General features: G+C 65.5%; 25 protein-coding genes and 1 other RNA gene. 14 read left to right on the top strand and 12 right to left on the bottom strand.

Annotation, left to right across the window (positions count from 1 at the left end):
• Positions 1-19: 19 nt before the first annotated feature.
• Positions 20-595 (bottom strand): TetR/AcrR family transcriptional regulator, encoded by a 576-nt coding sequence (locus ACOYW5_RS01375; protein WP_423067482.1) that lies wholly within the window; start codon positions 593-595, stop codon positions 20-22.
• A 102-nt stretch (positions 596-697) separates the two neighbouring features.
• Between ACOYW5_RS01375 and ACOYW5_RS01380 the strand changes: the two genes are divergently transcribed.
• Positions 698-1,510: an MBL fold metallo-hydrolase gene (locus ACOYW5_RS01380; protein ID WP_423067483.1), complete on the top strand. Its 813-nt coding sequence runs from the start codon at positions 698-700 to the stop codon at positions 1,508-1,510.
• 272 nt (positions 1,511-1,782) lie between these two features.
• Here the strand turns inward: ACOYW5_RS01380 and ACOYW5_RS01385 are convergent, their stop codons facing one another.
• On the bottom strand, positions 1,783-1,941 hold the full coding sequence (locus ACOYW5_RS01385) for a DUF1127 domain-containing protein (RefSeq protein WP_423067484.1): 159 nt from the start codon (positions 1,939-1,941) through the stop codon (positions 1,783-1,785).
• Positions 1,942-2,017: 76 nt separating this feature from the next.
• On the bottom strand, positions 2,018-2,167 hold the full coding sequence (locus tag ACOYW5_RS01390) for a hypothetical protein (protein WP_423067485.1): 150 nt from the start codon (positions 2,165-2,167) through the stop codon (positions 2,018-2,020).
• A 94-nt stretch (positions 2,168-2,261) separates the two neighbouring features.
• Between ACOYW5_RS01390 and ACOYW5_RS01395 the strand changes: the two genes are divergently transcribed.
• Together ACOYW5_RS01395 and ACOYW5_RS01400 are read left to right on the top strand one after the other, a co-directional pair.
• Positions 2,262-2,735 (top strand): GFA family protein, encoded by a 474-nt coding sequence (locus tag ACOYW5_RS01395; RefSeq protein WP_423067486.1) that lies wholly within the window; start codon positions 2,262-2,264, stop codon positions 2,733-2,735.
• Between the two features lie 122 nt (positions 2,736-2,857).
• Complete coding sequence (locus ACOYW5_RS01400; protein ID WP_423067487.1) at positions 2,858-6,523, top strand: AsmA-like C-terminal region-containing protein; 3,666 nt, start codon at positions 2,858-2,860, stop codon at positions 6,521-6,523.
• Here the strand turns inward: ACOYW5_RS01400 and ACOYW5_RS01405 are convergent.
• The 3 genes from ACOYW5_RS01405 to ssrA form a co-directional block, all read right to left on the bottom strand.
• Positions 6,520-6,729, bottom strand: coding sequence for a ribbon-helix-helix domain-containing protein (locus ACOYW5_RS01405; RefSeq protein WP_423067488.1), 210 nt, complete (start codon positions 6,727-6,729; stop codon positions 6,520-6,522). The two genes, ACOYW5_RS01400 and ACOYW5_RS01405, sit on opposite strands and share 4 nt — an antisense overlap.
• Before the next feature lie 7 nt (positions 6,730-6,736).
• Positions 6,737-7,225, bottom strand: a complete 489-nt coding sequence (locus ACOYW5_RS01410) for an SspB family protein (RefSeq protein WP_423067489.1) — start codon at positions 7,223-7,225, stop codon at positions 6,737-6,739.
• Between the two features lie 127 nt (positions 7,226-7,352).
• Positions 7,353-7,706, bottom strand: a transfer-messenger RNA (tmRNA) gene (gene ssrA / locus ACOYW5_RS01415).
• Positions 7,707-7,822: 116 nt separating this feature from the next.
• On the opposite strand from ssrA, the gene thyA reads away from it, so the two are divergent.
• A complete protein-coding gene (thyA, locus tag ACOYW5_RS01420; RefSeq protein ID WP_423069382.1) occupies positions 7,823-8,767 on the top strand; it encodes a thymidylate synthase in 945 nt (314 codons plus the stop codon).
• 35 nt (positions 8,768-8,802) lie between these two features.
• Here the strand turns inward: thyA and ACOYW5_RS01425 are convergent, their stop codons facing one another.
• Complete coding sequence (locus tag ACOYW5_RS01425; protein ID WP_423067490.1) at positions 8,803-9,249, bottom strand: RrF2 family transcriptional regulator; 447 nt, start codon at positions 9,247-9,249, stop codon at positions 8,803-8,805.
• Positions 9,250-9,477: 228 nt separating this feature from the next.
• Here ACOYW5_RS01425 and ACOYW5_RS01430 point away from each other — a divergent pair, with 228 nt between their 5' ends.
• From ACOYW5_RS01430 to ACOYW5_RS01455, 6 genes are all read left to right on the top strand, one after another.
• Positions 9,478-10,503: a DUF4424 domain-containing protein gene (locus ACOYW5_RS01430; protein ID WP_423067491.1), complete on the top strand. Its 1,026-nt coding sequence runs from the start codon at positions 9,478-9,480 to the stop codon at positions 10,501-10,503.
• A gap of 5 nt (positions 10,504-10,508) precedes the next feature.
• Entirely contained in the window at positions 10,509-10,988 is a 480-nt protein-coding gene (locus ACOYW5_RS01435; RefSeq protein WP_423067492.1) for a GNAT family N-acetyltransferase, read from the top strand.
• A gap of 14 nt (positions 10,989-11,002) precedes the next feature.
• Positions 11,003-11,509, top strand: coding sequence for a dihydrofolate reductase (locus tag ACOYW5_RS01440; protein WP_423069383.1), 507 nt, complete (start codon positions 11,003-11,005; stop codon positions 11,507-11,509).
• Between the two features lie 61 nt (positions 11,510-11,570).
• Positions 11,571-12,683, top strand: a complete 1,113-nt coding sequence (gene hflK / locus ACOYW5_RS01445; RefSeq protein WP_423067493.1) for an FtsH protease activity modulator HflK — start codon at positions 11,571-11,573, stop codon at positions 12,681-12,683.
• Between the two features lie 3 nt (positions 12,684-12,686).
• On the top strand, positions 12,687-13,778 hold the full coding sequence (gene hflC, locus ACOYW5_RS01450) for a protease modulator HflC (RefSeq protein WP_423067494.1): 1,092 nt from the start codon (positions 12,687-12,689) through the stop codon (positions 13,776-13,778).
• 188 nt (positions 13,779-13,966) lie between these two features.
• Positions 13,967-15,463, top strand: coding sequence for a Do family serine endopeptidase (locus ACOYW5_RS01455; protein WP_423067495.1), 1,497 nt, complete (start codon positions 13,967-13,969; stop codon positions 15,461-15,463).
• On the opposite strand, the gene ACOYW5_RS01460 is transcribed toward ACOYW5_RS01455, so the two are convergent.
• Positions 15,460-16,002, bottom strand: a complete 543-nt coding sequence (locus ACOYW5_RS01460) for a GNAT family N-acetyltransferase (RefSeq protein WP_423067496.1) — start codon at positions 16,000-16,002, stop codon at positions 15,460-15,462. The genes ACOYW5_RS01455 and ACOYW5_RS01460 overlap by 4 nt on opposite strands.
• A complete protein-coding gene (serB, locus tag ACOYW5_RS01465; protein WP_423067497.1) occupies positions 15,999-16,871 on the bottom strand; it encodes a phosphoserine phosphatase SerB in 873 nt (290 codons plus the stop codon). Before serB ends, ACOYW5_RS01460 begins: the two co-directional genes overlap by 4 nt.
• A 27-nt stretch (positions 16,872-16,898) precedes the next feature.
• On the opposite strand from serB, the gene miaA reads away from it, so the two are divergent.
• Positions 16,899-17,780, top strand: coding sequence for a tRNA (adenosine(37)-N6)-dimethylallyltransferase MiaA (gene miaA / locus ACOYW5_RS01470; RefSeq protein ID WP_423067498.1), 882 nt, complete (start codon positions 16,899-16,901; stop codon positions 17,778-17,780).
• On the opposite strand, the gene ACOYW5_RS01475 is transcribed toward miaA, so the two are convergent.
• Complete coding sequence (locus ACOYW5_RS01475; RefSeq protein ID WP_423067499.1) at positions 17,770-19,191, bottom strand: MATE family efflux transporter; 1,422 nt, start codon at positions 19,189-19,191, stop codon at positions 17,770-17,772. The genes miaA and ACOYW5_RS01475 overlap by 11 nt on opposite strands.
• A 130-nt stretch (positions 19,192-19,321) precedes the next feature.
• Here ACOYW5_RS01475 and ACOYW5_RS01480 point away from each other — a divergent pair, with 130 nt between their 5' ends.
• The gene (locus ACOYW5_RS01480) at positions 19,322-19,606 is read left to right on the top strand and encodes a glycine zipper domain-containing protein (protein ID WP_423067500.1); all 285 of its coding nucleotides are present in this window, start codon (positions 19,322-19,324) and stop codon (positions 19,604-19,606) included.
• Between the two features lie 56 nt (positions 19,607-19,662).
• Here the strand turns inward: ACOYW5_RS01480 and ACOYW5_RS01485 are convergent, their stop codons facing one another.
• Positions 19,663-20,577 carry a flagellar motor protein MotB gene (locus tag ACOYW5_RS01485; protein WP_423067501.1) on the bottom strand — a complete coding sequence of 305 codons (915 nt, stop codon included), beginning with the start codon at positions 20,575-20,577 and terminating at the stop codon, positions 19,663-19,665.
• Positions 20,578-20,588: 11 nt separating this feature from the next.
• Positions 20,589-21,452, bottom strand: coding sequence for a flagellar motor stator protein MotA (gene motA / locus ACOYW5_RS01490; protein ID WP_423067502.1), 864 nt, complete (start codon positions 21,450-21,452; stop codon positions 20,589-20,591).
• Between the two features lie 363 nt (positions 21,453-21,815).
• Between motA and ACOYW5_RS01495 the strand changes: the two genes are divergently transcribed.
• The gene (locus ACOYW5_RS01495) at positions 21,816-22,721 is read left to right on the top strand and encodes a S1C family serine protease (protein ID WP_423067503.1); all 906 of its coding nucleotides are present in this window, start codon (positions 21,816-21,818) and stop codon (positions 22,719-22,721) included.
• 113 nt (positions 22,722-22,834) lie between these two features.
• Positions 22,835-23,614 (top strand): orotidine 5'-phosphate decarboxylase / HUMPS family protein, encoded by a 780-nt coding sequence (locus tag ACOYW5_RS01500; RefSeq protein WP_423067504.1) that lies wholly within the window; start codon positions 22,835-22,837, stop codon positions 23,612-23,614.
• The last annotated feature ends 42 nt before the right edge of the window (positions 23,615-23,656 follow it).

A 23,656-nucleotide genomic window follows, 5' to 3' on the forward strand; every position in this document is an offset into this window, starting at 1 on the left:
GCGGGGCCCTTCTGCTTTTCTATCGGCCGGCGTTGACGACGGTCCCCACCATCAACTCGACAGCGGCTTGCACTTCCAGCCCGGCATCCCGGATGAGGGTGCGCCAGGTGTAAAAGCTAACCGCCACCGTCAGTGCCGCCTGCTGTTTCTCGGTGAGCCCGCTGGCGAGCGAGGCGAAAATCGCGCTGAGCGGCGCGCCGAGGCGCATCTCGGATACCTCGCGCAAGGTTGCGTTCTGCTCGGCATCTCGCAATACGTGCGAGGTAATCGCCTCGTGGCGGGCGAACCACTGGTAGAGCGCAATCAGCGCCGCCCTGAGCCGTGCCTCAGGGTCGTTGAGCTCTGCCCACACCTCGGGCGAGGGCAAAGGGTAGCGCTCGTCGAACAGCCCCGAGCACGCCATGAACGTCGCGCGCTCGTCCGGCAGGTGCGCGTAGACGGTATGCCGCTGCACGCCGGCGCGCTCGGCGATCATGCTGATCGTCGTCTTGGCCGGACCGATTTCGCCATGCAGCGCCAGTGCCGCCTCGACGATGCGCAGCCGCGTGTCGGCCTCCTTGTCGGCCCGCTTTCCCTTGATATAGGTCCTGGTCATATATTCAATGCACGCGCGCGTGCAACCATTCATGTCCGGTTCAGATTTAATTGCACAGTATTGTACCGTCAATTGTGACCGATTGCCAGAGGAGAACTGGACATGGACACCCCAAGCTTCATCGGCGCCAGCAAGGTCGCGCCGGACACGACTTCCTTCCGCAGTTTCGCTCCGATCCCGGGGCTCGGCATCCTACCGATCAATGCGCACCTGATCCACGCCAAGGAGCCCGTGCTGGTCGATACCAGCTGGGTCGGCGTCAGCGAGGCCTATCTCGATGCACTGCAGGAGGTCATCGATCCGGCCGACTTGCGCTGGATCTGGATCAGTCACACCGACCTCGACCACGTGTTCAACCTCGAGGCGGTGATGAAGCTCGCCCCAAACGCCAAGGTCGTCATTGCCGGGTTGGGGGCGGCCAAGTTCGGCCTCCGCGGCGATTTCGACATGACCCGCCTGCACGTGCTCGAGGCCGGACAACGGCTGGATGTCGGTGACCGTGAGCTCGTCTCGGTCAAGCCGGTGATCTACGACGCGCCGGAAACCAACGGCTTCTTCGACACCAAGACCCGCGTGCTGTTCAGCGCCGACGCGTTCGGCGCGCTGCTCGATGGCCCGCGCGAGGAGGTTGCAGACATTCCCGAGAGCGTGCTGCGCGAAGGGCAGACCGCCTGGGCGAGCGTCGATGCGCCCTGGCTCGGTTGGGCGGACAAATCGATGTTCGGCGCGCTGCTGTCGGATATCGAAAAGCTCGATCCGTCGACCATCATCTCGGGCCATCTGCCCGCGACGAGTGGACCAATGATCCACAAGATCCTCGGCAACCTGGTCGGAGCGATGGGTGCGAGCCGGTTTGGTGGTCCCGATCGCGAGACGATTGAAGGGCTGTTCGCCGCCCCGGCGGGGGTGTTGTGATGGGTACGATCGCGAACCTGCCCGGAGCGACCCGGGACAACGCCGGACTGGTCAGCGTGCCGATGTCGACAAAGCCGGGCTGTAAGGGACCTTCGTGTCCGGCGTTCGCACTCTGCCAAGCGCGGTGTGAGGTCCGGCAAGTTCGTGCGCCGGCCGACGGGTATCCGGGTGGTCAGGTGGCAAGGGCGAGTTGAGCATCTCACCGAAAATCGAGAAGGGCTCCGGCAGTGTCGCTCGGAGCCCTTCATTTTGGTCTATCGCCTACCGCGGGATCATTCATGGCCGCGAGAGGGCGACGGGTGGCGGCGGGCACGCATCATCGCGAGGTCGCCTCGAGTGAGGCCGATATCGCGCAGCAGGTGATCATCGAACTTCATCAGATCGGTGAGGACCCGCCTGCGTTCCGCACGCTTGAACAGCGCTCTGAACATTTGCTTCTCCTGGTTGGTGCCGAAATCGGCAGGTGCGGCTTATTGAGCCGCGGTGATGAACCGGTGATGAACCGGTTTAACGGGCTTTGCGGCGGAACCAGCGCTGCTGCCTGGCGGCCTCTTCCGGGGTCAGGCCCATGTCGGCCAGCAGCCGATCGTCGATGCCGTGCGCGTAGCGGTTGCGCAGGCCCAAGGCGGCTGCCAGGATCAGTTGTTCGGGTGTCATCGTCGTCTCTCCTCACTGGTGTGTTCGATGAGTCATATGATGACTTTCGGTTGAACGCGGGCTGAAACGGCAGGTTCATGGAGGCAGGGTGCAGGTGAGCGGGATCAGGTTGCCGGAGTTTCCGGTCGAGGGCGGGTGCCTCTGTGGGGCTGCGCGGTATCGGCTGACGGGCGCACCGCTCGGGTCGTACAATTGCCACTGCAAGGACTGTCAGCGCACGAGCGGGGGCACGCACACGATGTCTATGCCGGTCGCCCGCGAGCGGCTCGAGCATTTGTCAGGCGAGTTGATGCGCTACGACAAGCCGGCGGACAGCGGACGGACGGTGCGGATGGTTGGCTGCGCCAGATGCGGGACGAAGCTTTGGAATGAGCCCCTGGCGAGTCCGCAGATGCTGGTGCTGAAGCCGGGAACGCTCGACGATTCCAGCTGGGCCGTGCCGGTCGGTAATATCTGGACCGACAGCGCGCTGCCATGGGCCGATATCGATCCGGCGCAGGTCAACTTTCCGGGGCAGCCGTCGGATCGGCAGCCGCTCTACGACGCGTGGACAGCCGCTACCACCTGAGCGTGAGAGCAGTCTGAGGTGTTGTGCAAACACGAAATGACCGCGCGTGGGCAGATCAGACCGTGACGGGACATGAGCCATTGCCTACACTCCCTTGAGTTGTGCGGAGATTCATCGGGCCCGTGCTCAACCGGCTATTTATCATCGTCGGGGTCGTCGCGATCCTTGCCATCGCCGCGGCTTTCGTCGTGCCGAGTTTCATCCCGTGGGGGCAGTATCGCGACCGGCTGGCTGCCATCGCCGCCGAGGCACTGGGGACGCCGGTGCGCATCGATGGGGACGTGTCGTTCTCCCTTTTGCCGCAGCCGACGTTGCGTCTTGGCGATGTCAGCGCGGGCCCCGAGGGGGCACCGAACCTGACGGTGCAAGGGGTCGAGGCGGAGTTCTCACTGGTCGACTTCCTGCGCGACAAATACAGCGTCACCCGGCTCGAACTCGAAAGCCCGACGCTGACGATCAACGTGGCGCCGGATGGCGGAGTGGATAGCGGGCTCGCGCTGGCCGAGACGGTGCAAAGCAACATTTCCATCGCCAATGCCGTGATCAGCGGCGGAACCGTGCTGTTGAACGACGGGCGAACCGGGGAGAGCTACCGCGCGACTGACGTCGCCGGGGATGTGCGGCTCGAGGCCCTACGCGGTCCATTCTCGTTCCAGGGCACCGGCGCCGTCGGCGGCAAGAGCTATGCGTTACGAGTTGCCACAGGCGCACTCGAGGCCGATGGGGTCGGCACGCTGTCGATCAATCTGAGGCCGGCGGACAACTCGTTCACGCTGGCGGCGGAAGGGACGCTGAGCACGGGCCTGGCACCGGCCTTTGCCGGAACGGTGACGTGGCGGCAGCCGCCGCCGAAGCCGGCCGAGGGCACGATGGCGGATGCCGGGCAGGGCGACCTCGTGCTGACCAGCAAGGTGGAGGCGACGCCGGGGCGCGTGCTGCTCTCCGACTACATTGTCGTGCCCGACGAGAACCGCGCTACGACGCGCCTGCTGGGCGCGGCCGATGTGACGCTGGGGCAGGGCATGTCGTTCAACGCCGTGGTGTCGGGCGGCGTGCTGGCGCTGCCGCCGCGCGATGCGACGGCCGAGCAGGCGGTCGAGCCGTACGAGCTGCTCCGGCTGCTGCGGGAATTGCCGCTGCCGGCGGTCCCGGGCATTCCGGGTACCATAGGCATGGATATCGCGGAGCTGGACCTGCGGAGCTTCGCGCTGCGCAACGTACGGCTCGATGCGCAGGCGCATGACGGCGGCTGGACGGTGACGGGGTTCAGCGGCTCGCTGCCGGGTGACACGACCGTGTCGCTCTCGGGCGAGGTCACCATGCCGGCTGGGCGGCCAGAGTTTGCCGGGCGGCTGTCGATTGCCGCGCAGCGGCTCGACGCGCTATCGACGCTGTGGCGGAAACCCGCGGAGGGGAACCCGCTGTTCGGGATGCCGGGTACGCTGGATGCACGGGTGGACCTTGTCGGGGACACGCTGTCGCTCAGCGATGCGCATTTCGATCTCGATGGCGAGACGCGGAGCTTTTCGGCGCAGATTGGGCTCAGCGCGCATGACCTGCACCTCTCGGCAAGCCTCGGGAGTCTCGATACGACCCGGAGTGCCGCGCTGTTGGCGCTGCTACCGGACCTGACCAGTGACGCCGCATTCGCGGCGAGCTTCAGCAAGGGCGAGTTCGACGTCGCGGCAGATGCGCTGACAATCGACGGGCTCGATGGCCGCGGGCTGGCGGCGGCAGGATCGTGGGACGGCGGCGTGCTGGTCCTCGATCGGCTTGCGGCCACCGACCTTGGCGGGGTGAAGTTCGACGCCAGGCTCACCGCCTTCGGGTCGTTCCTCAAGCCCGAGTTGTCGGGTTCGGGCACGGTTTCGGCGGCATCGGCCGAGGCTCCGGGGGTGCAGTGGTTGTACCGGACGCTGCGGGCCTCGCCGGGTATGACGCAGTTCCTCGCGCGGTCATTCCCGGCCGAACTCAACCTGCGGCTCGATGCGCCAACCGGGGATGGCGCGCAGAGCCTCTCGGCGACCGGCAAGCTCGCCGCCTCCGATGTCAAAGCCGAGGCCCAAGTGAGCGCGGGCTTCCTGCGGGCCCTCTCCGGGCCGGTGAAGGTGCGGCTCGACCTCAACTCAGCCGACGCAGCGGCGATGACGGCCCAGCTTGGGCTCGGCGATACGCCGCTGTTCGCCGAAGGCGTGCCGGTGCACCTGGTCGGCGTGATCGACGGGAATGTAGCCAACAGCATCGAGACCACTGTGCTCGTCGAGGGGGGCGAGGATGCAATCGGCTTCTCAGGCAACATGCTCGTTACCAATCCGGAGGCATTCAGCGGCAAGGGCACGTTCAAGGCGAAGCTGACCGATCCGTCGGCGCTGGCGAGCTGGCTCGGCGCGGGCGGGATTTCACTGCCGACGCTGTCGGGTTCGGCGACGCTGGCTTTCGAGGGGGCGACCAATCTCACCCTGACGGGCATCGCCGGAAAGTCCGGCGAGGAAGAGTTCAAGGGCAGCATGACGCTGGCCGACAAGGGCGCCGGGCGCGTGGTCACTGGGGCGTTGGAGGTGGGGCGCGTCGATGTAGCGGGCATGCTACGGACGCTGACCGGCCCGGCGGCTCTGCTCACGGGGACGGGGCAGTGGCCGGATGGGCCGCTGTCGAGCGGCGATGTTCCGCGAACGACGAGCGGGCGTGTTGCGGTGACAGCGACCGGGCTTGATGCCGGCGGCCGGGAGGTTGCCAGCAACCTGCGCTTCGACCTCGACTGGGACAAGGCGGCGGTCCGGCTGCGCAACGCAAGTGCCAGCATCGGTGAAGGCAAAGTTGGGTTGGAGCTGGCGGTCTGCTGCGCAGGACCACTCCCAGACAAGCAGGTGACGGGGCGGATCTCGTTGACGGGAGTGCCGATCGACGGCATCGCGCCGGCGGCGGTCGCGGACGCGCTGGAAGGTACGATCGATGCCTCGGGCCGGTTCGACTCCACCGGTGGCAGTGTTGCGGGGATTCTCGCCACGATGACCGGCCAAGGGACGTACGGCATCAGCGGGTTCAGAGTTGAACGGCTGGACCCGCGGGCTCCGGCTGCGATCAATGGCGTGAGCAACCTGCTCGAAATGCAGCCTGAGCAGTTGACCGCGCTGATCGAGGAAAAGCTCGACGGTGGGCCGTTTGTCAGCCCCAGTGTCAGCGGGAACTTCACCATCGCCGGCGGCGTGTTGCGCAGCCCGAACCTCTCAATCGAGGGCGATGGCGGGCAATTGTTCGGCGGCGGATCGATCCGGCTGGGTGACCTCGCTATATCGGGCGACTATGCGCTGACGCCGACGGCGGTCACGCCGGCAGCGCTGGTCGATACGAGTTCGGCGCGCGTGGTGGCCCGGCTGTCCGGGCGGCTGGATGCGCCCGAGCGGGTGTTCGACGTCTCGGGCCTGGTCGATGCGATCATGGTCAAGGCTTATGAGGCCGAGGTGGCACGGCTCGAGAAGCTGCGGGCCGAGGACGAGGCGCGCAAGAAAGCTGCGGAAGCCGAGGCGGCGCGGATCGCGGCCGAGGAGGCGATCCGCAAGGCGGCGGTGGAGGAGGCGATCCGTAAGACCGCTGCCGATGCCGCGGCCAAGAAGGCAGCCGAAGAAGCTGCCGCTGCCAAGGCTGCCGAGGAGGCCGCCGCCAAGCAAGCGGCGGAGGAAGCGGCCGCAAAGAAGGCCGCCGAGGATGCTGCGGCTGAGGAAGCCGCGATCAAGAAGGCGCTGGAAGAGTTCAACAACAAGCCGATGGATATCGGCCTCGGCAACTAGAGCCTCCGATCGCGGTACCAGGCCAGCACCGCGAGGCGAACGGCGGAACTGAGGTTGGCGACCTGGCGCTGTTCGTCGATCTCGCCGATGAGCGCAGCGATGGATTTGCCGGCGTCGGCCGCTATGGCTTCGAGACCGGTCCAGAACTCGGGTTCGATGGCGATGCTGGTGCGATGCCCCGCGATGGTCAGCGAGCGCTTCTCCACCGGGCCGTCACTTCTTGCGGAAACTGTCGAGGCTGACGACTTTTTCGCCCTGCGTTTCGGGTGCAGGTACAGCCTTCGGTGCAGCCGGTGCGTCCTCGGCACCGGTCGAGGCCTCGGCCTCTCCGTCGGGTTCGCCGGCGCGTTCCACGTCGAACTGCAGGCCGAACTGTACGGAAGGATCGAAGAAGCCCTTGAGGGCCGAGAAGGGGATGACCAGCATTTCGGCACGGCCATCGAAGGAGAGGCCGACTTCGAACCCGGTTTCGGTGACCTTGAGGCCATCGAACTGGTTCTGCAGCACGATCGTCATTTCCTTGTCGTACTGCTCGAGCAAACGCTGGCTCAGGCGCACGCCCGGGGCCCGGGTGACGAAGGAAATGAAAAAGTGATGGTCGCCGGGCAGGCCGGTCCGCGCCACTTCCGACAGCACCTTGCGCACCACGCCGCGCAGCGCTTCCTGAGCCAGAATGTCGTAGCGGATGAGGTCTTCAGCCATTGGTTTCCCTGACGTTCGGGGGAATCCCCCGTTCCGGACATAATCACCGCCCATGGGGGTACAATTCAAGGCAAAAGGGCGAGCTTGCCAGATTGTTCGGTCAACTTGTGCGGCGGGGCGGGGAGAAGGTGCAGGCTTCTGTTGCCAGGTGCCTGCGAACCCCGCCTGTCGGACTGCTAGGCCCGGAGGACTTTCAGTTCAGGTGCTGGCGCCGCATTACGCAGCGATAGCAACCTTAGCATAGTTGTCGTTGGCAACTATTAGGATGGCCCGATATCGGTGGTACCATGCCGAGCAAAAGTCTAACCTTTACGCCCTTGTCGATCCTGTTTCGCCCCCATGAGCCCGCCACGACGGGGAGTTCTGGTGGAGGCGCCGGGCACTGCCCCCGGGTCCAATGGGTTTATTACGCTAGCCGTTTATCGCCATAGCCGTTGCCGGCAAGTCCTATATAGGGGCGTTACCGCGTCGATGCAAACGGGCTGTGGACGGTCCGCAGCAGGGCAGAATCGGGTATATTGAATTGGTATGCTGGCCCTTCAGGGCGATCCGCGACGGGAGTATCGAGTGAGCACCGCCACAGCAATAAGGTCCGCCATGATCGAGAGCCCGCCGGAGCATCCCGAGCAGCAGTATCTCGACCTGCTGCGGCGCGTCTGGGAGACGGGCGATGAGCGCAAGGACCGCACGGGCGTGGGGACGCGGTCGGTGTTCGGCGCGACGGTTCGCTATTCGCTGCGCGACGAGTCCGTGCCGCTGCTCACCACCAAGAAGGTGGCGTGGAAGGTGGCGGCGCGGGAGATGCTGTGGTTCTTGACCGGCAACTCCAACATCCGGCCGCTGGTGGAGCAGGGCGTTCATATCTGGACCGACTGGCCGCTGGCGAAGTTCAACAAGGCCACCGGTTCGGCGCTGACGCGCGATGAGTTCGAGGCGAAGATCATCGCCGACGAGGCGTTTGCCGCGCAGTGGGGCGATCTCGGGCCGGTCTATGGCGTGCAGTGGACCAATTGGGACACCTACTCGCCGAGCACCGAGCGGCCGGACCTCTACGAGCGCGATCCGCAGGGGATCAACCAGATCGAACGGCTGGTCGAAGGGTTGAACCGCAACCCAAGTTCGCGGCGGCACATCTTCACGGGCTGGAATGTGGCCCATCTCGACGAGATGGCGCTGCCGCCGTGCCACATGAACTACCAGTTCTATGTCGGCAACGGCGAGCTCTCGTGCATCCTCTACCAGCGCAGCTGCGACTTGGGGTTGGGGTATGCGTTCAATGTATTCTCCGCCGCGATGCTGACGCGGATGATCGCGCAGCAGTGCGACCTCGGCGTAGGCGAGCTGGTGTGGAACGGCGGCGACGTGCACGCCTATCTCAACCACTCGGAGCTGGTGGAAAAGCAGTTGCAGCGGCAGCCGAGCGGCGATCCCAAGCTGCGGATCACGCGTAAGCCGGCCAGCATCTTCGATTATCGGATCGAGGATTTCGAGGTCTACGACTACGAGCCGCAATCGCATCTCTCGGCGCCTGTGGCGGTATAAGGGGGCGATCCCTTTTCGATCTTCCAGTCGAGGGATCAGGCGGTACGAAGCTCCAGGGGCAGCAGGTCGCCATCCATGTCGCGCATCTGTGCGAGCGTGGTCTGGTCGAGCACTTCGGCGATGGCGTTGCGAACCTCGAGCATCATGTGGCGCACCTGGCAGGTGGCGACATCGCAATCCTCGCAGGCCTCGTAGCGGGTGTGGCTGGCACAGGGAATCGGCGCGAGGGGACCATCGAGCACGCGTACTATAGCCCCGACCTTGACCTCTTCGGGCGGGCGGGCGAGCCGATACCCGCCGCCCTTGCCCTTGCGGCTCTGCACAATGCCGGCGTTGCGCAACTCGCCAAGGATGGCGTCCAGGAACTTCTTGGGAATGTTGTTGGCTTCGGCCATCTCGGTGGCGAGCGCCAGCTGGCCCGGCTGCATCTGCGACATGTGCACGAGAGCCTTTAGCCCGTACTTCCCCTTGGCGGTGAGCATCGAAACGATTTTCCAACTTCGGCGACTATCCCGCTTATATATTCTAGCAAGTTACTCGACAAGCAACCGGTCTGTTCGGGGCTTGGCGAATGAACCTGACGCAGTTTCGACTCGCCCGCGATGGCGTTTCGCCCGTAACCTTGGCGGCAGGGACGGGAGCGATTCAGGCTGGGTTCACCCGGCGTCGCGCACCACTTGCCCATGCTCACAATCGAGGCCGAGGTTCGCATGAGACGTTTTGGTTTTGCGCTTGTTGCCGCGCTGCTTGCCGCGCCTGCGGTCGCCAATGACACGATGTCGACGCTCGGCGCAGGTGGACTGATCTTCATCGAGACCGACGAGGTCCGGATGGCGCGGGAGGACCTCTACATCTCGCCTGAGCAGGTCAGGGTTCGCTATGAGTTCCACAACGATAGCGACAAGGACACCGACGCGCTTGTGGCCTTCCCCTTGCCGGACATCAAGGGCGACGGGGACTTTATGGTGGCGATCCCGACCGAGGATCCGGTGAATGTCTTCGGGTTCGAGACGCTGGTGGATGGCGAGCCGGTTGATGCGCAACTGCACCAATACGTGTTCGCGACCAATATCGACTACACGCAGTACCTGACCGATCTCGGCATACCGCTGGCGCCTTTTGGCGAAGCGACGCAGACGGCGATCAACGCGCTCGACGATGCGACCAAAAGGGAGCTTTTCCGGCGGGCGCTGGTGATCCCGATGGAGTATGACGCCGGGCAGGGCCTGCAGACCGATTACGTGCCGGTCTGGACGCTGAAATCGACCTACAGCTGGGAGGCACACTTCCCAGCCGGCGAGACGGTGGTGGTCGAGCACAGCTACAAGCCGAGCGTGGGCGGGACCGTGGCCGTGACGTTCCTGTCGCCGCCATATGAGGATTACGACCCGGCCGCCGACTACAAGAAGCGCTATTGCACCGACGACAGCTTCATCAATGCGGTCAAGAAGACGCTGCCGAAGCCGGACGAGCCCTATGGCGCGCCGTTCACCGAGAGCTGGCTCAGCTACATCTGGTCGACCGGCGCCAACTGGTCGGGGACGATCGGGACCTTCCACCTCACCATCGACAAGGGCCTGCCGCAGAACCTCGTGTCGTTCTGCTGGGATGGCGAGGTGACCAAGACCGGGCCAACGACCTTCGAGATGGAAGCCAAGGACTGGTGGCCGCCCTACGGGCGCGAGCTCGAGGTGCTGATCCTCAACCGGCAGGATCCAGAGCCGAACGTGGGCTGACCCATATGACCATGACCATCCGCAGTGCGGCGCCCGATGACGCCGCGCTGATCATCCAGTTCATCGAAGCGCTGGCCGAATACGAGAAGCTGACACACGAGGCGAAGGCGACCGAGGCCGATATCCTGCGCGACCTGTTCGGCGCCGATCCCAAGGTGTTCTGCGAGATCGCCGAGTGGGAGGGCAAGCCCGTCGGCTTCTCGCTGTGGTTCTACACCTATTCGACCTTCCAGGGCCGGCACGGCATCTGGCTCGAGGATCTGTTCGTCGACCCGGAGGCGCGTGGGCTCGGTGTCGGCAAGGCGCTGCTGGTCAACCTGGCGCAGCGCTGTGTGCGCGAGGGGCTGGGGCGCTTCGAGTGGTGGGTGCTCGACTGGAACGAGCCCTCGATCCAGTTCTACAAATCGCAGGGCGGCGTCATGCAGGACGAGTGGACGAAGGTACGCGTCGATGGTGAGGCGCTCGCCAAGCTGGGTGCCCTGTGAGCGTGCCAGTGGCGATGATCGCGGCCGTCGGCGCCAATGGCGTGATCGGCGCGGAGGGCGAGATTCCGTGGCGGTTGCCGACGGACTTCGCGCACTTCAAGCGCACGACGCTGGGGAAGCCGCTGATCATGGGGCGCAAGACGTTCGAGAGTATCGGAAAACCCCTGCCGGGACGGACGAACATCATCGTGACGCGGCAGGCCGATTATTCGGCCGAGGGTATTCTCGTGGCTCGCAGCCTTGCCGAAGCGCTGGAACGGGCGCAGCAGGTGGCGGTCGCGGACGGCTCGCAAGAAGTATTTATCGGCGGCGGCGGCGAGATTTATCGGGAGGCTATGTCTCTGGCGCAGCGGCTTTACGTCACACATGTGGATGCATCGCCGGCGGGAGATGCTTTCTTCCCGACCATCGACCCCAAGATCTGGGAAGTAGAAGCGGTACTCGATGTGCAAAGGACCGAACGGGACAGCCACGCCTTCACGGTAAAACTCTATCACCGTCGCGAACGACCCGCACGTTGATCGGTGAGGGGGGCTTCCCTATATAGTTCGGCAAACGACAACCCGGCAGGAAAGGTAGCTAATGCCCTGGGACAATAATACGGGCGGGGGAGGCCGCAACTCGAACAGTGGCGGTCCCTGGGGGCAGGCACCACAAGGTGGTGGCGGTGGTAACCGGCGCGGCGGCGGGGGCCCGAACCTCGACGAGCTGCTGTCGCGTGGCCGCGACCAGTTCCGTGGTGGTATTCCGGGCGGGCGCTGGACCATTATCGGCGTCGTCCTGGCGCTCGGCGTGTTCTGGGTAGCCAATTCCGTGTTCACCGTGCAGGAACAGGAGTGGGCTGTGAAGCTCCGCTTCGGCCAGCCGGTCGAGACGGTTCCTGCAGGTCTCCATTTTGCGCTCTGGCCGATCGAGACGGTTGAACGGGCGCCTCGCTCCGAAAATCGAACCACGATTGGTTCGGTCGGTTCGACCCGTGCGCAGTCCGACGAAGGCCTGATGCTTTCGCGCGACCAGAACATCGTCGATGTGAGTTTCTCGGTCCTGTGGTCGGTCAGCGACCCGGTCGCGTACCTGTTCAATGTCCGCGATCCCGACGACATGGTGCGTTCGATCGGGGAAAGCGCCATGCGCGAAGTCGTCGGTCAGCGTCCGGTGCAGGACGTGTTCCGTGACGACCGCGCCGGTATCGCCAACGACGTGCGTGCCATCGTGCAGTCCATCGTGCAGAGCTACGGCATGGGCGTGACCGTGTCGCGCGTTGCCATCGAGCAGGCGGCGCCGCCGACCGAGGTGGCGGACGCGTTTGCCGAAGTGCAGCGCGCCGGGCAGGACGAAGAGCGCTTCCAGGAAGAAGCCCGGCAGTACGCCAACGAACTCCTGGGTAATGCACGCGGCCAGGCGGCCAAGCTTCGCGAAGACGCGGCTGCCTACAAGAACCGTGTTGTGCAGGAAGCAGAAGGCGAGGCGGCACGCTTCCTTTCTGTCTACCAGGAATATGCCAAGGCTCCGGAAGTGACGCGCAAGCGCCTGTTCCTCGAAACGATGGAGCAAGTGCTCGGCGGAACCGAAAAGGTGCTGGTCGAGAATGGGGCAGGTGGTTCGGGCGTGATCCCCTATCTGCCGCTGCCTGAACTGAGGTCCGGCGCAAGCTCGGTCCTTCCCTCCCCGACTACTACCACCGGGGGGCAGTAAGCCATGAACCGTCTAGTCATTCTCGGCATTGCCGCCATCGCGCTGATCTATGTGTTCGTTTCGTCGATCTTCGTGGTCAACGAGCGCGAGCAGGCTATCGTCATGCGCTTCGGTCAGATCACGGACGTGAAGACCGCGCCGGGGCTCTACTTCAAGATCCCGACGGACTTCGTCGATACGGTCCAGATCATCGAGGACCGGTTGCTGCGCTACGACAAGGCCAACATGAGCGTGCAGGTGTCGGACGGTAAGTTCTACATCGTCGACGCTTTCGCTACGTACCGCATCTCGCAGCCGCGGGTGTTCCGTTCGCGTGCGAGCGGCGACCTTCGCGTGGTGGATGACCGCCTTTCGACGCTGTTCGACGACGCGCTCCGCCAGATTTACGGCGTGCGCGACTTCACCGCGGCCCTGTCTGAACAGCGCCCGGAAATGATGCGCGAGGCCCGTGACCTGATCCGTCCGGACATGGAGCAACTGGGCATCGAGATCGTCGATGTGCGCATCCTGCGGACCGACCTCGACCCCAACGTGTCGGCCGATACGTACAACCGCATGAAGGCCGAACGTCTGGCCGAAGCGGCGCTGCTGCGTGCGCGTGGCCAGGAAGTGGCCCAGACGGCGCGTGCCGTCGCGGACCGCCAGGCCGTCGAGGTGCTCGCCGGGGCCCGCCGCGACTCGGAAATCCTCCGAGGCGAGGGCGAAGCCGCGCGCAGCGAGATCTTCGCCGCGGCCTATGGCCGGGATCAGGACTTCTTCGAGTTCTACCGCTCGATGCAGTCGTACCGGGCATCGCTGACGGGCGGCGGCACGACCATGGTGCTGTCGCCGGATTCCGAGTTCTTCCAGTACTTCCAGAACCAGAATCCGAACAATGTCGCCCCGCCGTCGGGTGCTGCTCTGGAGCCGATCCCGCCGACCCCGCTGGTCGAGGAACCGGCCACTGAGTCGCCGATCCTGCTGGACCCGCTGCTGAGCACAACTCCGGCGCCGGAAACGGCGCCGGCTGACGCTGTCACGCCGGCAGATCCGGCCGTAGCGCCGACAGATCCGGTGCCGGCGGCTCCGGCGGAGAACGCGCCAGCGGCGCAGTAAGCGATCGTCGAGGGGTCCCAGCGACTTCCCGATCTGAATAAAGCGAAGCCGGCGTCGATCCAATCGATGCCGGCTTCGCGCATTCGTGCACCCGCGTTGGCTTGCGCCGGGGTCGGACTTGTTCTCTTGTGGAGGCTCCGCGGCCGATCGAGGCTTTGATCGTGGACGGAGTGAGTCGGGAGAAGTTCATGCGTGTTGCCGGTCGGGTATTGGTGTCTCTGGTCCTGGCGCTCACGCTCGCCGTACCGCCGGCATCGGCGCAGGGACCGGAGTCGGTCGCCGGCCTCGCCGAAGAGCTCTCGCCGGCCGTGGTGAATATCGGCACGTCGCGGCGCGTCCCGGGTGGCGGCGGTGTGCCGTTCCCGGACCTGCCGGACGGCTCGCCACTCGAGGAATTCTTCAACGAACACAACCCCAATGACGGGCTAGGCGAGGAGCAGATGCAGGAGGCGCGGAGCCTCGGCTCGGGGTTCATCATTTCCGCTGACGGCATCGTCGTCACCAATAATCACGTGATCGAAGGCGCCGAAGAGATCGACGTCTACCTGACCGACGGCACGCGACTGCCGGCCAAGATCATCGGCGCTGACGCCAAGACCGATCTTGCGGTGCTGAAGGTCGAGGCGGGGCATGATCTGCCCTATGTCGAGTTCGGCAACAGCGATAGCGCCGTGGTCGGTGACTGGGTCATGGCTATCGGCAACCCGTTCGGGCTGGGCGGTTCGGTGACGATCGGCATCGTGTCGGCGCGCAACCGTGACATCCAGTCGGGGCCGTACGACCAGTTCATCCAGACCGACGCGGCGATCAATCAGGGTAATTCCGGTGGCCCGCTGTTCGACATGGACGGCAAGGTGATTGGTATCAACACGGCGATCATCGCCCGCGGCGGCTCGTCGCTTGGCATCGGCTTCGCCGTGCCGGGGAATCTGGCGAAGCCCGTGATCGACCAACTCGCGGAGTTCGGCGAGACGCGGCGCGGCTGGCTCGGCGTGGGCATCCAGGAGGTCAGCGAGGACATCGCTTCGAGCCTCGGCCTTGCCAGCACGGCGGGGGCGCTGGTGATCGATGTGACCAAGGGCGGACCGTCCGAAGGTAAGGTGGTTGAGGGCGACATCATCCTCGAGTTCGACGGCAAGGCAATTGCGCGCATGCGCGATCTGCCGCGGGTGGTGGCGGAGACCGCCGTCGGCAAAGCGGTGCCGGTCAAGATTTTGCGCGACGGCAAGGAAGAGACGCTGGACGTGACGCTTGGGCGGCTCGAACTCGGCGAGCAGTTGATCGCCAGCAATAACGGCAAGGCGGCGCCGGCGCCTGAAGCGGTGCCGCCGGCAGAGCCCACGCCGGAGGAGAGCACGGCCGAGGTCGAGGCGGTCACGCCCGGACTGCCTGATATGGTGGGCTTCGATGTGGCGCCACTCGATGACGCGAAGCGGTCGGAATTCGGCATCGCGCCGGAGCAGGGCGGGATCGTGGTGACCGACGTGAAGAACGGCACCGACGCCTATCAGAAGGGATTCATTCCCGGCCTGATCGTCACCGAGGTCAACCAGAAGGCCATCGGCACCGTGGATGAGCTGACCGCGCTGGTCGGCGAGGCCAAGGAGGCGGGGCGGCCGGCGGTGCTGTTCAAGGTGACCGATCCAACCGGGACCAGCCGGTTCATCGCCGTGCGACTGGGCTAACGCGCTATCCGATAGACGACGTGTGGGCGGAGCGGGTGGCCCAGCTCCAGCCGCGGGTGCTCGAAGTCGGCCGCAGGATCGCGGGTCATGCCGGCCTTCTCCATGACGCGCTGGCTGGGCAGGTTGCCGCGGAAGGTGAAGGCGACGATCTCATCGAGGCCAAGGGTGCCGAAGCCGTAGGCGAGGAGGGCACGGGCACCTTCCGGGGCGAGGCCCTGACCCCAGACCGACCGATCGAACTGCCAGCCGATCTCGATTGCCGGGTTGCCGCGAATGGCGGCGCGAGTCTCGTCCGGGATGTAGCCGAGGCCGATGAGGCCGACGAACTGGCCGGTTGCCTTCAGCTCGGCGGCGCCGAAGTGGAAGCCGACTTCGGCCTGGCGGGCGAGGGCATAATCGAACTGGGCACCCGCCTGCTCGACGGTGAGCACAGTGGGATAGAAGCGACGGACTTCGGGGTCGCCGAGGACGCTCGCGAGGGGAGCGCGATCGCTCTCCTGCCAGGGGCGGAGGACGAGCCGGTCCGTCTCGATCCTCACCGGACGATGTCCTCTTCCTCGTAGCCCTGCAGGTAGAGGAGGGCCGTGAGGTCGCCGTGGTCGATCGTCACATCGGCCTCCGCCGCGACATGCGGCTTGGCGTGGAGGGCGACACCGATGCCGGCGGCCTTGATCATGTCGAGATCGTTGGCGCCATCGCCGACGGCCATGGTGGCCGACATGGGCAGGTTGCGGTCGGCGGCGAGTTCCTGCAGGCGACGGAGCTTGGTGGCCTTGTCGACGATGGGGCTCGCCACCGTGCCGGTGAGCCGGTCGCCTTCGAACTCGAGCACATTGGCGATGGCCTCGTCGAAGCCGATGCGTTTGGCGAAGTAGTCGGCAAAGAAGGTGAAGCCGCCGGAGACCAACGAGGTCACGGCGCCGTAAGCCTTCATGGTGTGGATGAGGGCGCGGCCGCCGGGCGCGAGGGTGATGCGCTCGCGGCGGATCTCCTCCATGACGCGGCGCTCGAGGCCCTTGATCAGGCCGACACGGGTGCGCAGCGCCTGCTCGAAATCGAGCTCACCGTTCATGGCGCGCTCGGTGATGGCGGCGACCTCTGCCTTGATGCCGACCGCGTCGGCGAGCTCATCGATGCATTCCTGCTCGATCATGGTCGAATCCATGTCGGCGACGAGCACCTGCTTGCGGCGGCCTTCCGACGAGACGAGCGCGGCATCGACGGCGCGCCGGCCAATCACGTTGCGGGCGACGCCGACCGGCGCCTGCGCCTTGGGAGAGTGGATCTCGCAGGCGATGCGCTGGTGCAGCCAGTTGATCTCGCCACCCGTCTCGTGCTGGATCGCCGCGACCAGGGTCGAGTCAAGCGCGGGATCGGCCGGGTTGGCGATGAGGCAGAGAATTGTCATGGGAACGGTGGGGGACGCCTGAGAGGAATGGCCAAAGGCCCGGAAAAGCGAGCGGTGTTGATAGCGGGTCCGACTGCCAGCGGCAAGTCGGCGCTGGCTCTGGAGATTGCGCGCGAGCAGGGGGGTGTCGTCGTCAACACCGACGCGCTGCAGGTCTACGAGGTCTTGCGCTTGCTGACGGCCCGGCCCTCGGAGATCGAGATGGCCGGGGTGCCGCATCGGCTTTACGGCGTGGTGGCTCCTTCGGTACGATTTTCGACTGGCGGATGGGCGCGGGCGGCGGCCCAGATCATTGCGGAAGAGGGCGACCGGACGTTGATCTTCGTCGGTGGCACCGGACTCTACTTCGAGGCGCTGACCACCGGGTTTGCCGACGTACCGGAAGTGCCGCCGGAGGCGGTCGCGGCTGCCGAGGCGGACGTAGCGGGGCTCGATCGGGAGGCGCGCGGGCGGCTGATTGCCGCGCGGGATCCGGTAGTCGCGGCGCGGCTCAAGGCGCCCGACCCGCAGCGGGTGATCCGGGCGCTGGCGGTGCTGAATGCGACAGGGCGGTCGCTAGCAAGCTTTCAGGACGAAGCGCAGGCCGGATTGCTCGATGGGTTCGAGATCGAGCGCATGGTGCTCAACCCGGATCGCGACGTGTTGCGGGGACGGATCGCGCGACGGTTCGAGGCGATGTTCGCGCATGGGGCCGCCGAGGAGGTTGAGGCGCTATTGGCTCTCGATCTCGATCCGAGCCTCCCGGCGATGAAGGCGATCGGGGTACCGGAGATCGCGGCCATGCTGCGCGGCGAGATCGAGGAAGACGAGGCGATCGAGCGCGCAGTGATCGCTACCCGGCAATATGCCAAGCGCCAGCGCACCTGGTATCGTAACCGGATGAGCGATTGGAACTGGATTACGCCGTAGCCGCGATACCCTTGAGCAGGCCGAGGCGCTGACGCATGGCGAAGCGGGCAAGCAGCAGGACGGCGACGAAGGCAAGGCCGGTGGCGAGACCAAGCCAGATGCCGGTGCCGCGCCAGTTCAGGACAAAACCGAGCACGTAGGCGGTGGGCAGGCCGACGAACCAGTAGCCGAGGATGGCGAGGAAACTCGGGATCCGTGTGTCGCTCAGGCCGCGCAGGGCGTGGGCGGCAACAACCTGGGCGCCGTCGGCGAGCTGGAACAGGCCGGCGATACCGAGATAGCCCGCTGCAAGCATCAGCGCGGTGGCATTGTCCGGGTTCTGGCTGTCGAGGAACAGGGCCACCATCGTATTCGGGATGATCAGGAACAGCGACGCGGTCAGGGTCATGAAGCCGACACCCAGCGCGATGGCGGTCCAGGCCGCCTTGCGGACGCCTTCGGCATCGCCACGACCATAGGCGAGGCCGACGCGGACCGTCGCGGCCATGCCGAGGCCGAGCGGGACCATGAAGGCCATGGAGGCGAGCTGCAGTGCCACGGCATGTGCCGCCGTCTCGTTGGTGCCGAGGCGGCCCATGAGGATAGCCGCGACCGAGAACAACCCGACTTCGGCGGCGACGGTCAGGCCGATCGGCAGGCCGACACGCAGGATTTCGAAGAAGCGCTGCCAATCGGGCTTGTGGAAGCGGGCAAGGATGTGGAAGCGCTTCAGCTTCCTGTGCGTCACGACATAGCCGAGCAGGGCCAGGAACATGATGACGTTCACAAGGCCGGTGGCGATCGCCGCGCCGCGCAGTTCGAGGCGCGGAAAGCCGAAATGGCCGAAGATCAGCGCGTAGGCGAGGGCGGCATTGGCGATGACGCCGATGATGGTGACGAGCAGGATGACCCGGGTCGCGGCAAAGGCGGAGAGGAACGAGCGCACGACCATGATGCCGAGAACGGGGTAGAGCATCCAGAACCCGGCCTGCATGTAGGATTCGGCCAGTTCCGTAGTGTGCGGGTCCTGCCCGAGCGCGAGATAGATCGGCCGGATGCTGAGAACGATGGGGATCAGCAGGGTAGCGACGGCAATGGCCACCCAGAAGCCCTGCCGCACGATGCGGCGCACGGCCTTGGTGTCGCCGCGACCGCGAGCCTGGGCAACGAGCGGCGCTACGGCGCCGACGATGCCGACACCAGTCAACTGGAACGGGATGAGGAAGGCGCCGGCGAGCGTGCCCGCGGCGAGGTATTGCGGGCCGAGCCAGCCCATCAGCACGACGTCGGTGGTGAACAGCAGGTTCTGGGCGAGCTGCGCAACGATCAACGGCCAGGCCAGCGCGAAGCTGGCCCGGAGCTCGTCAGCCCAGCCTGAGGAAGAGACGCGGGTATCGACGCCGATAGTCGGCATCGCGTGAGGCTCATCCATCTTCGGTATTCCAATCGCGGGCGGGAGCCATAGCCCAATCGCGCCAGGCTCTCAAGCTCGGGAACCATTTGACGTTCCCCGCATTTCGGCTCTCGGGCTCGCGTAACCAAACCTCCCGGAGGGATTATTCATGCGTAAAATTCTGTCCATCGCCGTGGTGCTGACCGCGTCGTTGTCGCTCGCTGCCTGTTCGACCACCGAAAGGGCTGCAAGCACCGGCGCGATCGCAGGTGCCGTGATCGGTGGCGTAACCACCGGTACAGTCGGCGGCGCCGCTGCCGGTGCCGCAATCGGCGGGATCACCGGTGCCGTGGCGGGCGAACTCATCGGTCGCTACGACCGCGACCCGACCAAGTGCGTGTGGGAAGACCGCAACGGCCGTCGCTACATTGCGGAATGCTCGCCGCGCGGCTGAAACGCTCGAGCGAATTGAGGTATGGCCCGGCAGGTTGCCGGGCCGTTTTCGTTTAATCAGGGCTTGAGGCCTGCTGGGACTGGCGGTGCCTCGTATTTCACGACGATCTGCACGCGGCCATTGCCGGCGAGGTAGGGATCGTTGGGAAACAGCGGGTCCGCGGCAGCCTGGCCGATCACCGAGTGGATGCGATCGTCGGAGAGGCCGAACTCACCGAGGATGGAGCGGGCGGCATTGGCGCGGTCGGACGAGAGTTCCCAGGCGCCATAGCGCGGGTTGGGATAGGCGGCGCCGGCGGCGGTATGACCCGAGATTTCGATCTGGCTGGACAGCTTCTGGAGGATCGGGGCGAGGTCGGCGATGGCCTTGCGTGTTGTCTCGTAGGGATATTTCGATCCCTCGGGGAACATCGGCCGGCCTTCCTGGTCGACGATCTGGATGTTGAGGCCTTCCTCGGTCTCCTCGACGAGAAGGCTGTCGGCGACGGTCGTCAGGTCCGGGTTGGCCTGCCAGGCCTGCTTGATGCTGGCGGCGGCGCTGTGGAAGTCCTTGTTGTACTTGGACTGCATGGGGACGGTCGAGGCCAGCATCGCGGCCTTGTCGTTGCCGCCGTCCTCGTCCGTGCCACCGCGCGCTTCGGCTTGTGGGCCGGCTTCGCTGCTCTCGGGAGCAGTCAGCGCATCCTTGCTCGCTTCCTGGCGGATCTTGGCGCCCTCTTCGGCGAGGGCCTGGCCACCCATGACGCCACCGGCGCCGCTCGGGCTCTCACTGACATTGGGCGGGGCGAAGTAATCGGCGAGGCCCTTCTTCTGCTCAGGCGTCGTCATGCTGATGAGCCAGAGCAGCAGGAAGAAGGCCATCATGGCCGTCACGAAGTCGGCATAGGCGATCTTCCAGGCGCCGCCGTGATGGGCATGGGTAGCCTTCTTGACCCGCTTGATGATGATCGGCTGGAGATTGCCGTTGGCCATGGTTCAGGTCCTCAGGTGAGGGCAGGCAGGTTGGCCGTGGCCTCGTCGATCTCCGCGAAGGTCGGACGCACTTCACTCATCAGCGCCTTGCGGGCGAACTCGATGGCGATGGAGGGAGCGTAGCCGGACATGTGGGCGAGCAGCCCCACCTTCATCGAGAGGAAGTACTTGGCCTCGGCGTCGAAGATGTTCTTGAGCGACTGGGCCATGGGGCCGAAGAAGCCGTAGGCGACGAACACGCCGAGGAAGGTGCCGACGAGCGCGCCGCCGATCATGTGGCCGAGCACTTCGGGCGGCTCGCTGATCGAGCCCATGGTCTTGATCACGCCGAGCACGGCCGCGACGATGCCGAGGGCCGGCGTACCGTCGGCAAGCGACTGTACGGCACCGACGAGGCGGTCGTTTTCCTGGTGGTGGGTTTCGAGTTCCTCGTCCATCAAGGATTCCATCTCGTGGACGACGTTGGTGCCCAGCGTCACCATGCGCAGGTAGTCGCACATGAAAACCACGGCGTGATGGTTCTTCATGAACATCGGGAAGCGCGTGAAGATTGAGGATTCCTCTGGATTTTCGATGTGCTGCTCGAGGGCGAGGACGCCTTTGGCCTGCACCAGCTTGAACAGCGTATACTGCAGCCCGAGCAGCTCGACATAGGCTTCCTTGGTGTACCTCGGACCACGGAACAGGATGCCGAAAATGCTGCCGGTCTGCTTAAGGACCGGGCCGGTATTGCCGATGATATATGCACCGAAAGCAGCGCCGAGGATGATGACAGCCTCGAAGGGCTGCATCAGCACCTCGAGGTGCCCACCCATCGCGATGTAGCCGCCGATGACGCTGGCGAAGATAACGACAACACCGATAATAACACGCATGCGGCGCCTGGCCCCGAACTAACACCTGGTCCCGGATGCAATGGCCGTCGCGACTGGCCGATGCCCGGAAACCCAACAAAACCCGCTTCTGCGAGACACCTTCAACATCGCTCCGGACGCTGCTGCCAAATGGCAGGATCGGTGCAGTACGCGCTTCCTGCACTGTCCTATGCCCCGGTTAAGGTTCAGCTAATCGGAGCGTCGCAAGACACCGCTTCGGCGCAGGGCAGATCTGCGGTCGCGGGTGGTGCGGGAAGGGTGCTTGTCGGCGGGGCGACGGACGCCTACGTGTTGGGGGATTTCCGGTGGCAGCGCTGGACCCGCGTGGTCCGGGCGGCCCATACTCCGCTAGAGGAGGCTCCCATGACCTTTGATCCGATCCTGCCCTCCATCGTCACGCTGCGTGCGAACGTCCCCGACGATGCCTTTACCGCACAAGCACTTGGCACCGTCCGCGAAGGCAGCGGCGTGGTAATCCGCGAGAGCGGCCTGGTGCTGACCATCGGCTATCTCATCACCGAGGCCGAGGAAGTGTGGCTCGGCACTCACGACGGCCGGCAGATCCCGGCGCATCCGGTGGCCTATGACCAGACCACCGGCTTCGGCCTCGTGCAGGCGCTGATGCCGCTCGACCTGCCGGCACTGGAGCTGGGCAAATCCTCCAAGACCGACCTCGGCGATTCCGTGGTGTTCGCAGACGGGCAGGGGCGCTCGGTGCGGGCCTCGATCGTCGCCAAGCAGGAATTCGCCGGCTACTGGGAATACTTGCTCGACGAGGCGATCTTCATTGCGCCGGCTCACCCGTCCTGGGGCGGCGCCGGGCTGATCGATGCCGAAGGCAAACTGATCGGTATCGGCTCGCTGCGGCTGCAGATGTCGCGTAATGGCGATGTTGCCGATATCAACATGGCCGTGCCGATCGACCTCCTGCCGCCCATCCTCGATGAACTGCTGACCCGCGGTGGCGTCGAGGGGCCGCCGCGCCCGTGGCTGGGCGTGTTCTCGGCTGAGAGCGACGGCGAAGTGGTGGTGATGAGCGTTTCGGACGGCGGGCCGGCGGACAAGGCCGGTATCCAGCGCGGCGACATCATTTCCGACGTGCGCGATGGCGCCGTGGAAGGGCTGGCCGATTTCTACCGCAAACTCTGGGATAGCGGTCCGGCCGGCTCGGAAGTGCCGATGCGGATCGTCCGCGAGGGCCGCGAGAACTGGGTGCGCGTGAAATCCGCCGACCGGAACGCCTATCTCAAGAAGCCGATGCTGCAGTAGGTCCCGTTGAAGGGCGCCTGCGCCCTTCGTCGGCTTGACGGGATTGGCTGCCGACGGCACCGTCCGGGGAGCGTGGTATAACAGCAACCCGCCGCGCCGGAGGATTCTCAGCCATGACTGCCTCGCATCCCGCGTCCGCGCGCGTGCTCGATCGGTTGCGCACCGAGTACACGTTCCAGATCTCGGTGGATGTCGACAACATCCCGCAGGGGCTCACGGTGGCGCAGGCTGCGCTCGATGCCGGGATCACGCTCGTCGAGATCGGGACGCCACTCTGCAAGTACGAGGGCGTGCGGAACGTCGTGCCGGTGTTCCGGCAGCGCTTCCCCAAGGCGTTGCTGCTGGCCGACATGAAGACGATGGACGGCGGCGGCTTCGAGGCCCGCACCGTCTACGAGGGCGGCGGCAACATCATCGACTTCCTCGCGGCGGCGGGCGTGCCGAGCGCCAAAGCTGTCGCTGCAGTGCGAGACGAGTATCGGCAGCGCTATGCAGATGTGCCGCGGCTGGCTTTCGCCGACATCCTCCTGCCGCTGCAGGGGCCGGCATCGGTCGCGGTCGATGTGGCGGAGAGCATGGTGGAGGCCGGCATGGACGGGGTGGGCCTGCACCTGCAGCTCGATGCGCGGCGCGCCGATCCGGGCCTCTGGGCCTCGAGCTATCTCGCCGATGTAGCGCAGGCCGTGTTCGAGCGGGTCGGCAAGGTGGCATCGGTGCAGGTCGTCGGCGGGCTCAGCATCGAGCAGGCGTCCGCACTGGCGAAAGCCGGGCTCAGGGCGTTCGTGATCAGCGGGAACATGGGCATTGCGGACGCGGGCAGCCGCTACGGGCTGCCGGCCGACGAGATCGGGGCGCTGATCCGGACCTTCATCGCGAAGGTGTCGGCCGCCTGAAACTCGGCGGCGTCGGTCGCCGTTTCTGCCGGTCCAGCCACA

It is taken from the genome of Devosia sp. CN2-171 (assembly GCF_049354815.1).
GTDB lineage: Bacteria > Pseudomonadota > Alphaproteobacteria > Rhizobiales > Devosiaceae > Devosia_A.

Excerpts from the sequence above, each read along its gene's own strand:
- ACOYW5_RS01375 (WP_423067482.1), bottom strand. The coding sequence starts at position 595 with ATGACCAGGACCTATATCAAGGGAAAGCGGGCCGACAAGGAGGCCGAC.
- ACOYW5_RS01380 (WP_423067483.1), top strand. The coding sequence starts at position 698 with ATGGACACCCCAAGCTTCATCGGCGCCAGCAAGGTCGCGCCGGACACG.
- ACOYW5_RS01385 (WP_423067484.1), bottom strand. The coding sequence starts at position 1,941 with ATGTTCAGAGCGCTGTTCAAGCGTGCGGAACGCAGGCGGGTCCTCACC.
- ACOYW5_RS01390 (WP_423067485.1), bottom strand. The coding sequence starts at position 2,167 with ATGACACCCGAACAACTGATCCTGGCAGCCGCCTTGGGCCTGCGCAAC.
- ACOYW5_RS01410 (WP_423067489.1), bottom strand. The coding sequence starts at position 7,225 with ATGGCTGAAGACCTCATCCGCTACGACATTCTGGCTCAGGAAGCGCTG.
- thyA (WP_423069382.1), top strand. The coding sequence starts at position 7,823 with ATGATCGAGAGCCCGCCGGAGCATCCCGAGCAGCAGTATCTCGACCTG.
- ACOYW5_RS01425 (WP_423067490.1), bottom strand. The coding sequence starts at position 9,249 with ATGCTCACCGCCAAGGGGAAGTACGGGCTAAAGGCTCTCGTGCACATG.
- ACOYW5_RS01430 (WP_423067491.1), top strand. The coding sequence starts at position 9,478 with ATGAGACGTTTTGGTTTTGCGCTTGTTGCCGCGCTGCTTGCCGCGCCT.
- ACOYW5_RS01435 (WP_423067492.1), top strand. The coding sequence starts at position 10,509 with ATGACCATGACCATCCGCAGTGCGGCGCCCGATGACGCCGCGCTGATC.
- ACOYW5_RS01440 (WP_423069383.1), top strand. The coding sequence starts at position 11,003 with ATGATCGCGGCCGTCGGCGCCAATGGCGTGATCGGCGCGGAGGGCGAG.
- hflK (WP_423067493.1), top strand. The coding sequence starts at position 11,571 with ATGCCCTGGGACAATAATACGGGCGGGGGAGGCCGCAACTCGAACAGT.
- hflC (WP_423067494.1), top strand. The coding sequence starts at position 12,687 with ATGAACCGTCTAGTCATTCTCGGCATTGCCGCCATCGCGCTGATCTAT.
- ACOYW5_RS01455 (WP_423067495.1), top strand. The coding sequence starts at position 13,967 with ATGCGTGTTGCCGGTCGGGTATTGGTGTCTCTGGTCCTGGCGCTCACG.
- serB (WP_423067497.1), bottom strand. The coding sequence starts at position 16,871 with ATGACAATTCTCTGCCTCATCGCCAACCCGGCCGATCCCGCGCTTGAC.
- miaA (WP_423067498.1), top strand. The coding sequence starts at position 16,899 with ATGGCCAAAGGCCCGGAAAAGCGAGCGGTGTTGATAGCGGGTCCGACT.
- ACOYW5_RS01475 (WP_423067499.1), bottom strand. The coding sequence starts at position 19,191 with ATGGATGAGCCTCACGCGATGCCGACTATCGGCGTCGATACCCGCGTC.
- ACOYW5_RS01480 (WP_423067500.1), top strand. The coding sequence starts at position 19,322 with ATGCGTAAAATTCTGTCCATCGCCGTGGTGCTGACCGCGTCGTTGTCG.
- ACOYW5_RS01485 (WP_423067501.1), bottom strand. The coding sequence starts at position 20,577 with ATGGCCAACGGCAATCTCCAGCCGATCATCATCAAGCGGGTCAAGAAG.
- motA (WP_423067502.1), bottom strand. The coding sequence starts at position 21,452 with ATGCGTGTTATTATCGGTGTTGTCGTTATCTTCGCCAGCGTCATCGGC.
- ACOYW5_RS01495 (WP_423067503.1), top strand. The coding sequence starts at position 21,816 with ATGACCTTTGATCCGATCCTGCCCTCCATCGTCACGCTGCGTGCGAAC.
- ACOYW5_RS01500 (WP_423067504.1), top strand. The coding sequence starts at position 22,835 with ATGACTGCCTCGCATCCCGCGTCCGCGCGCGTGCTCGATCGGTTGCGC.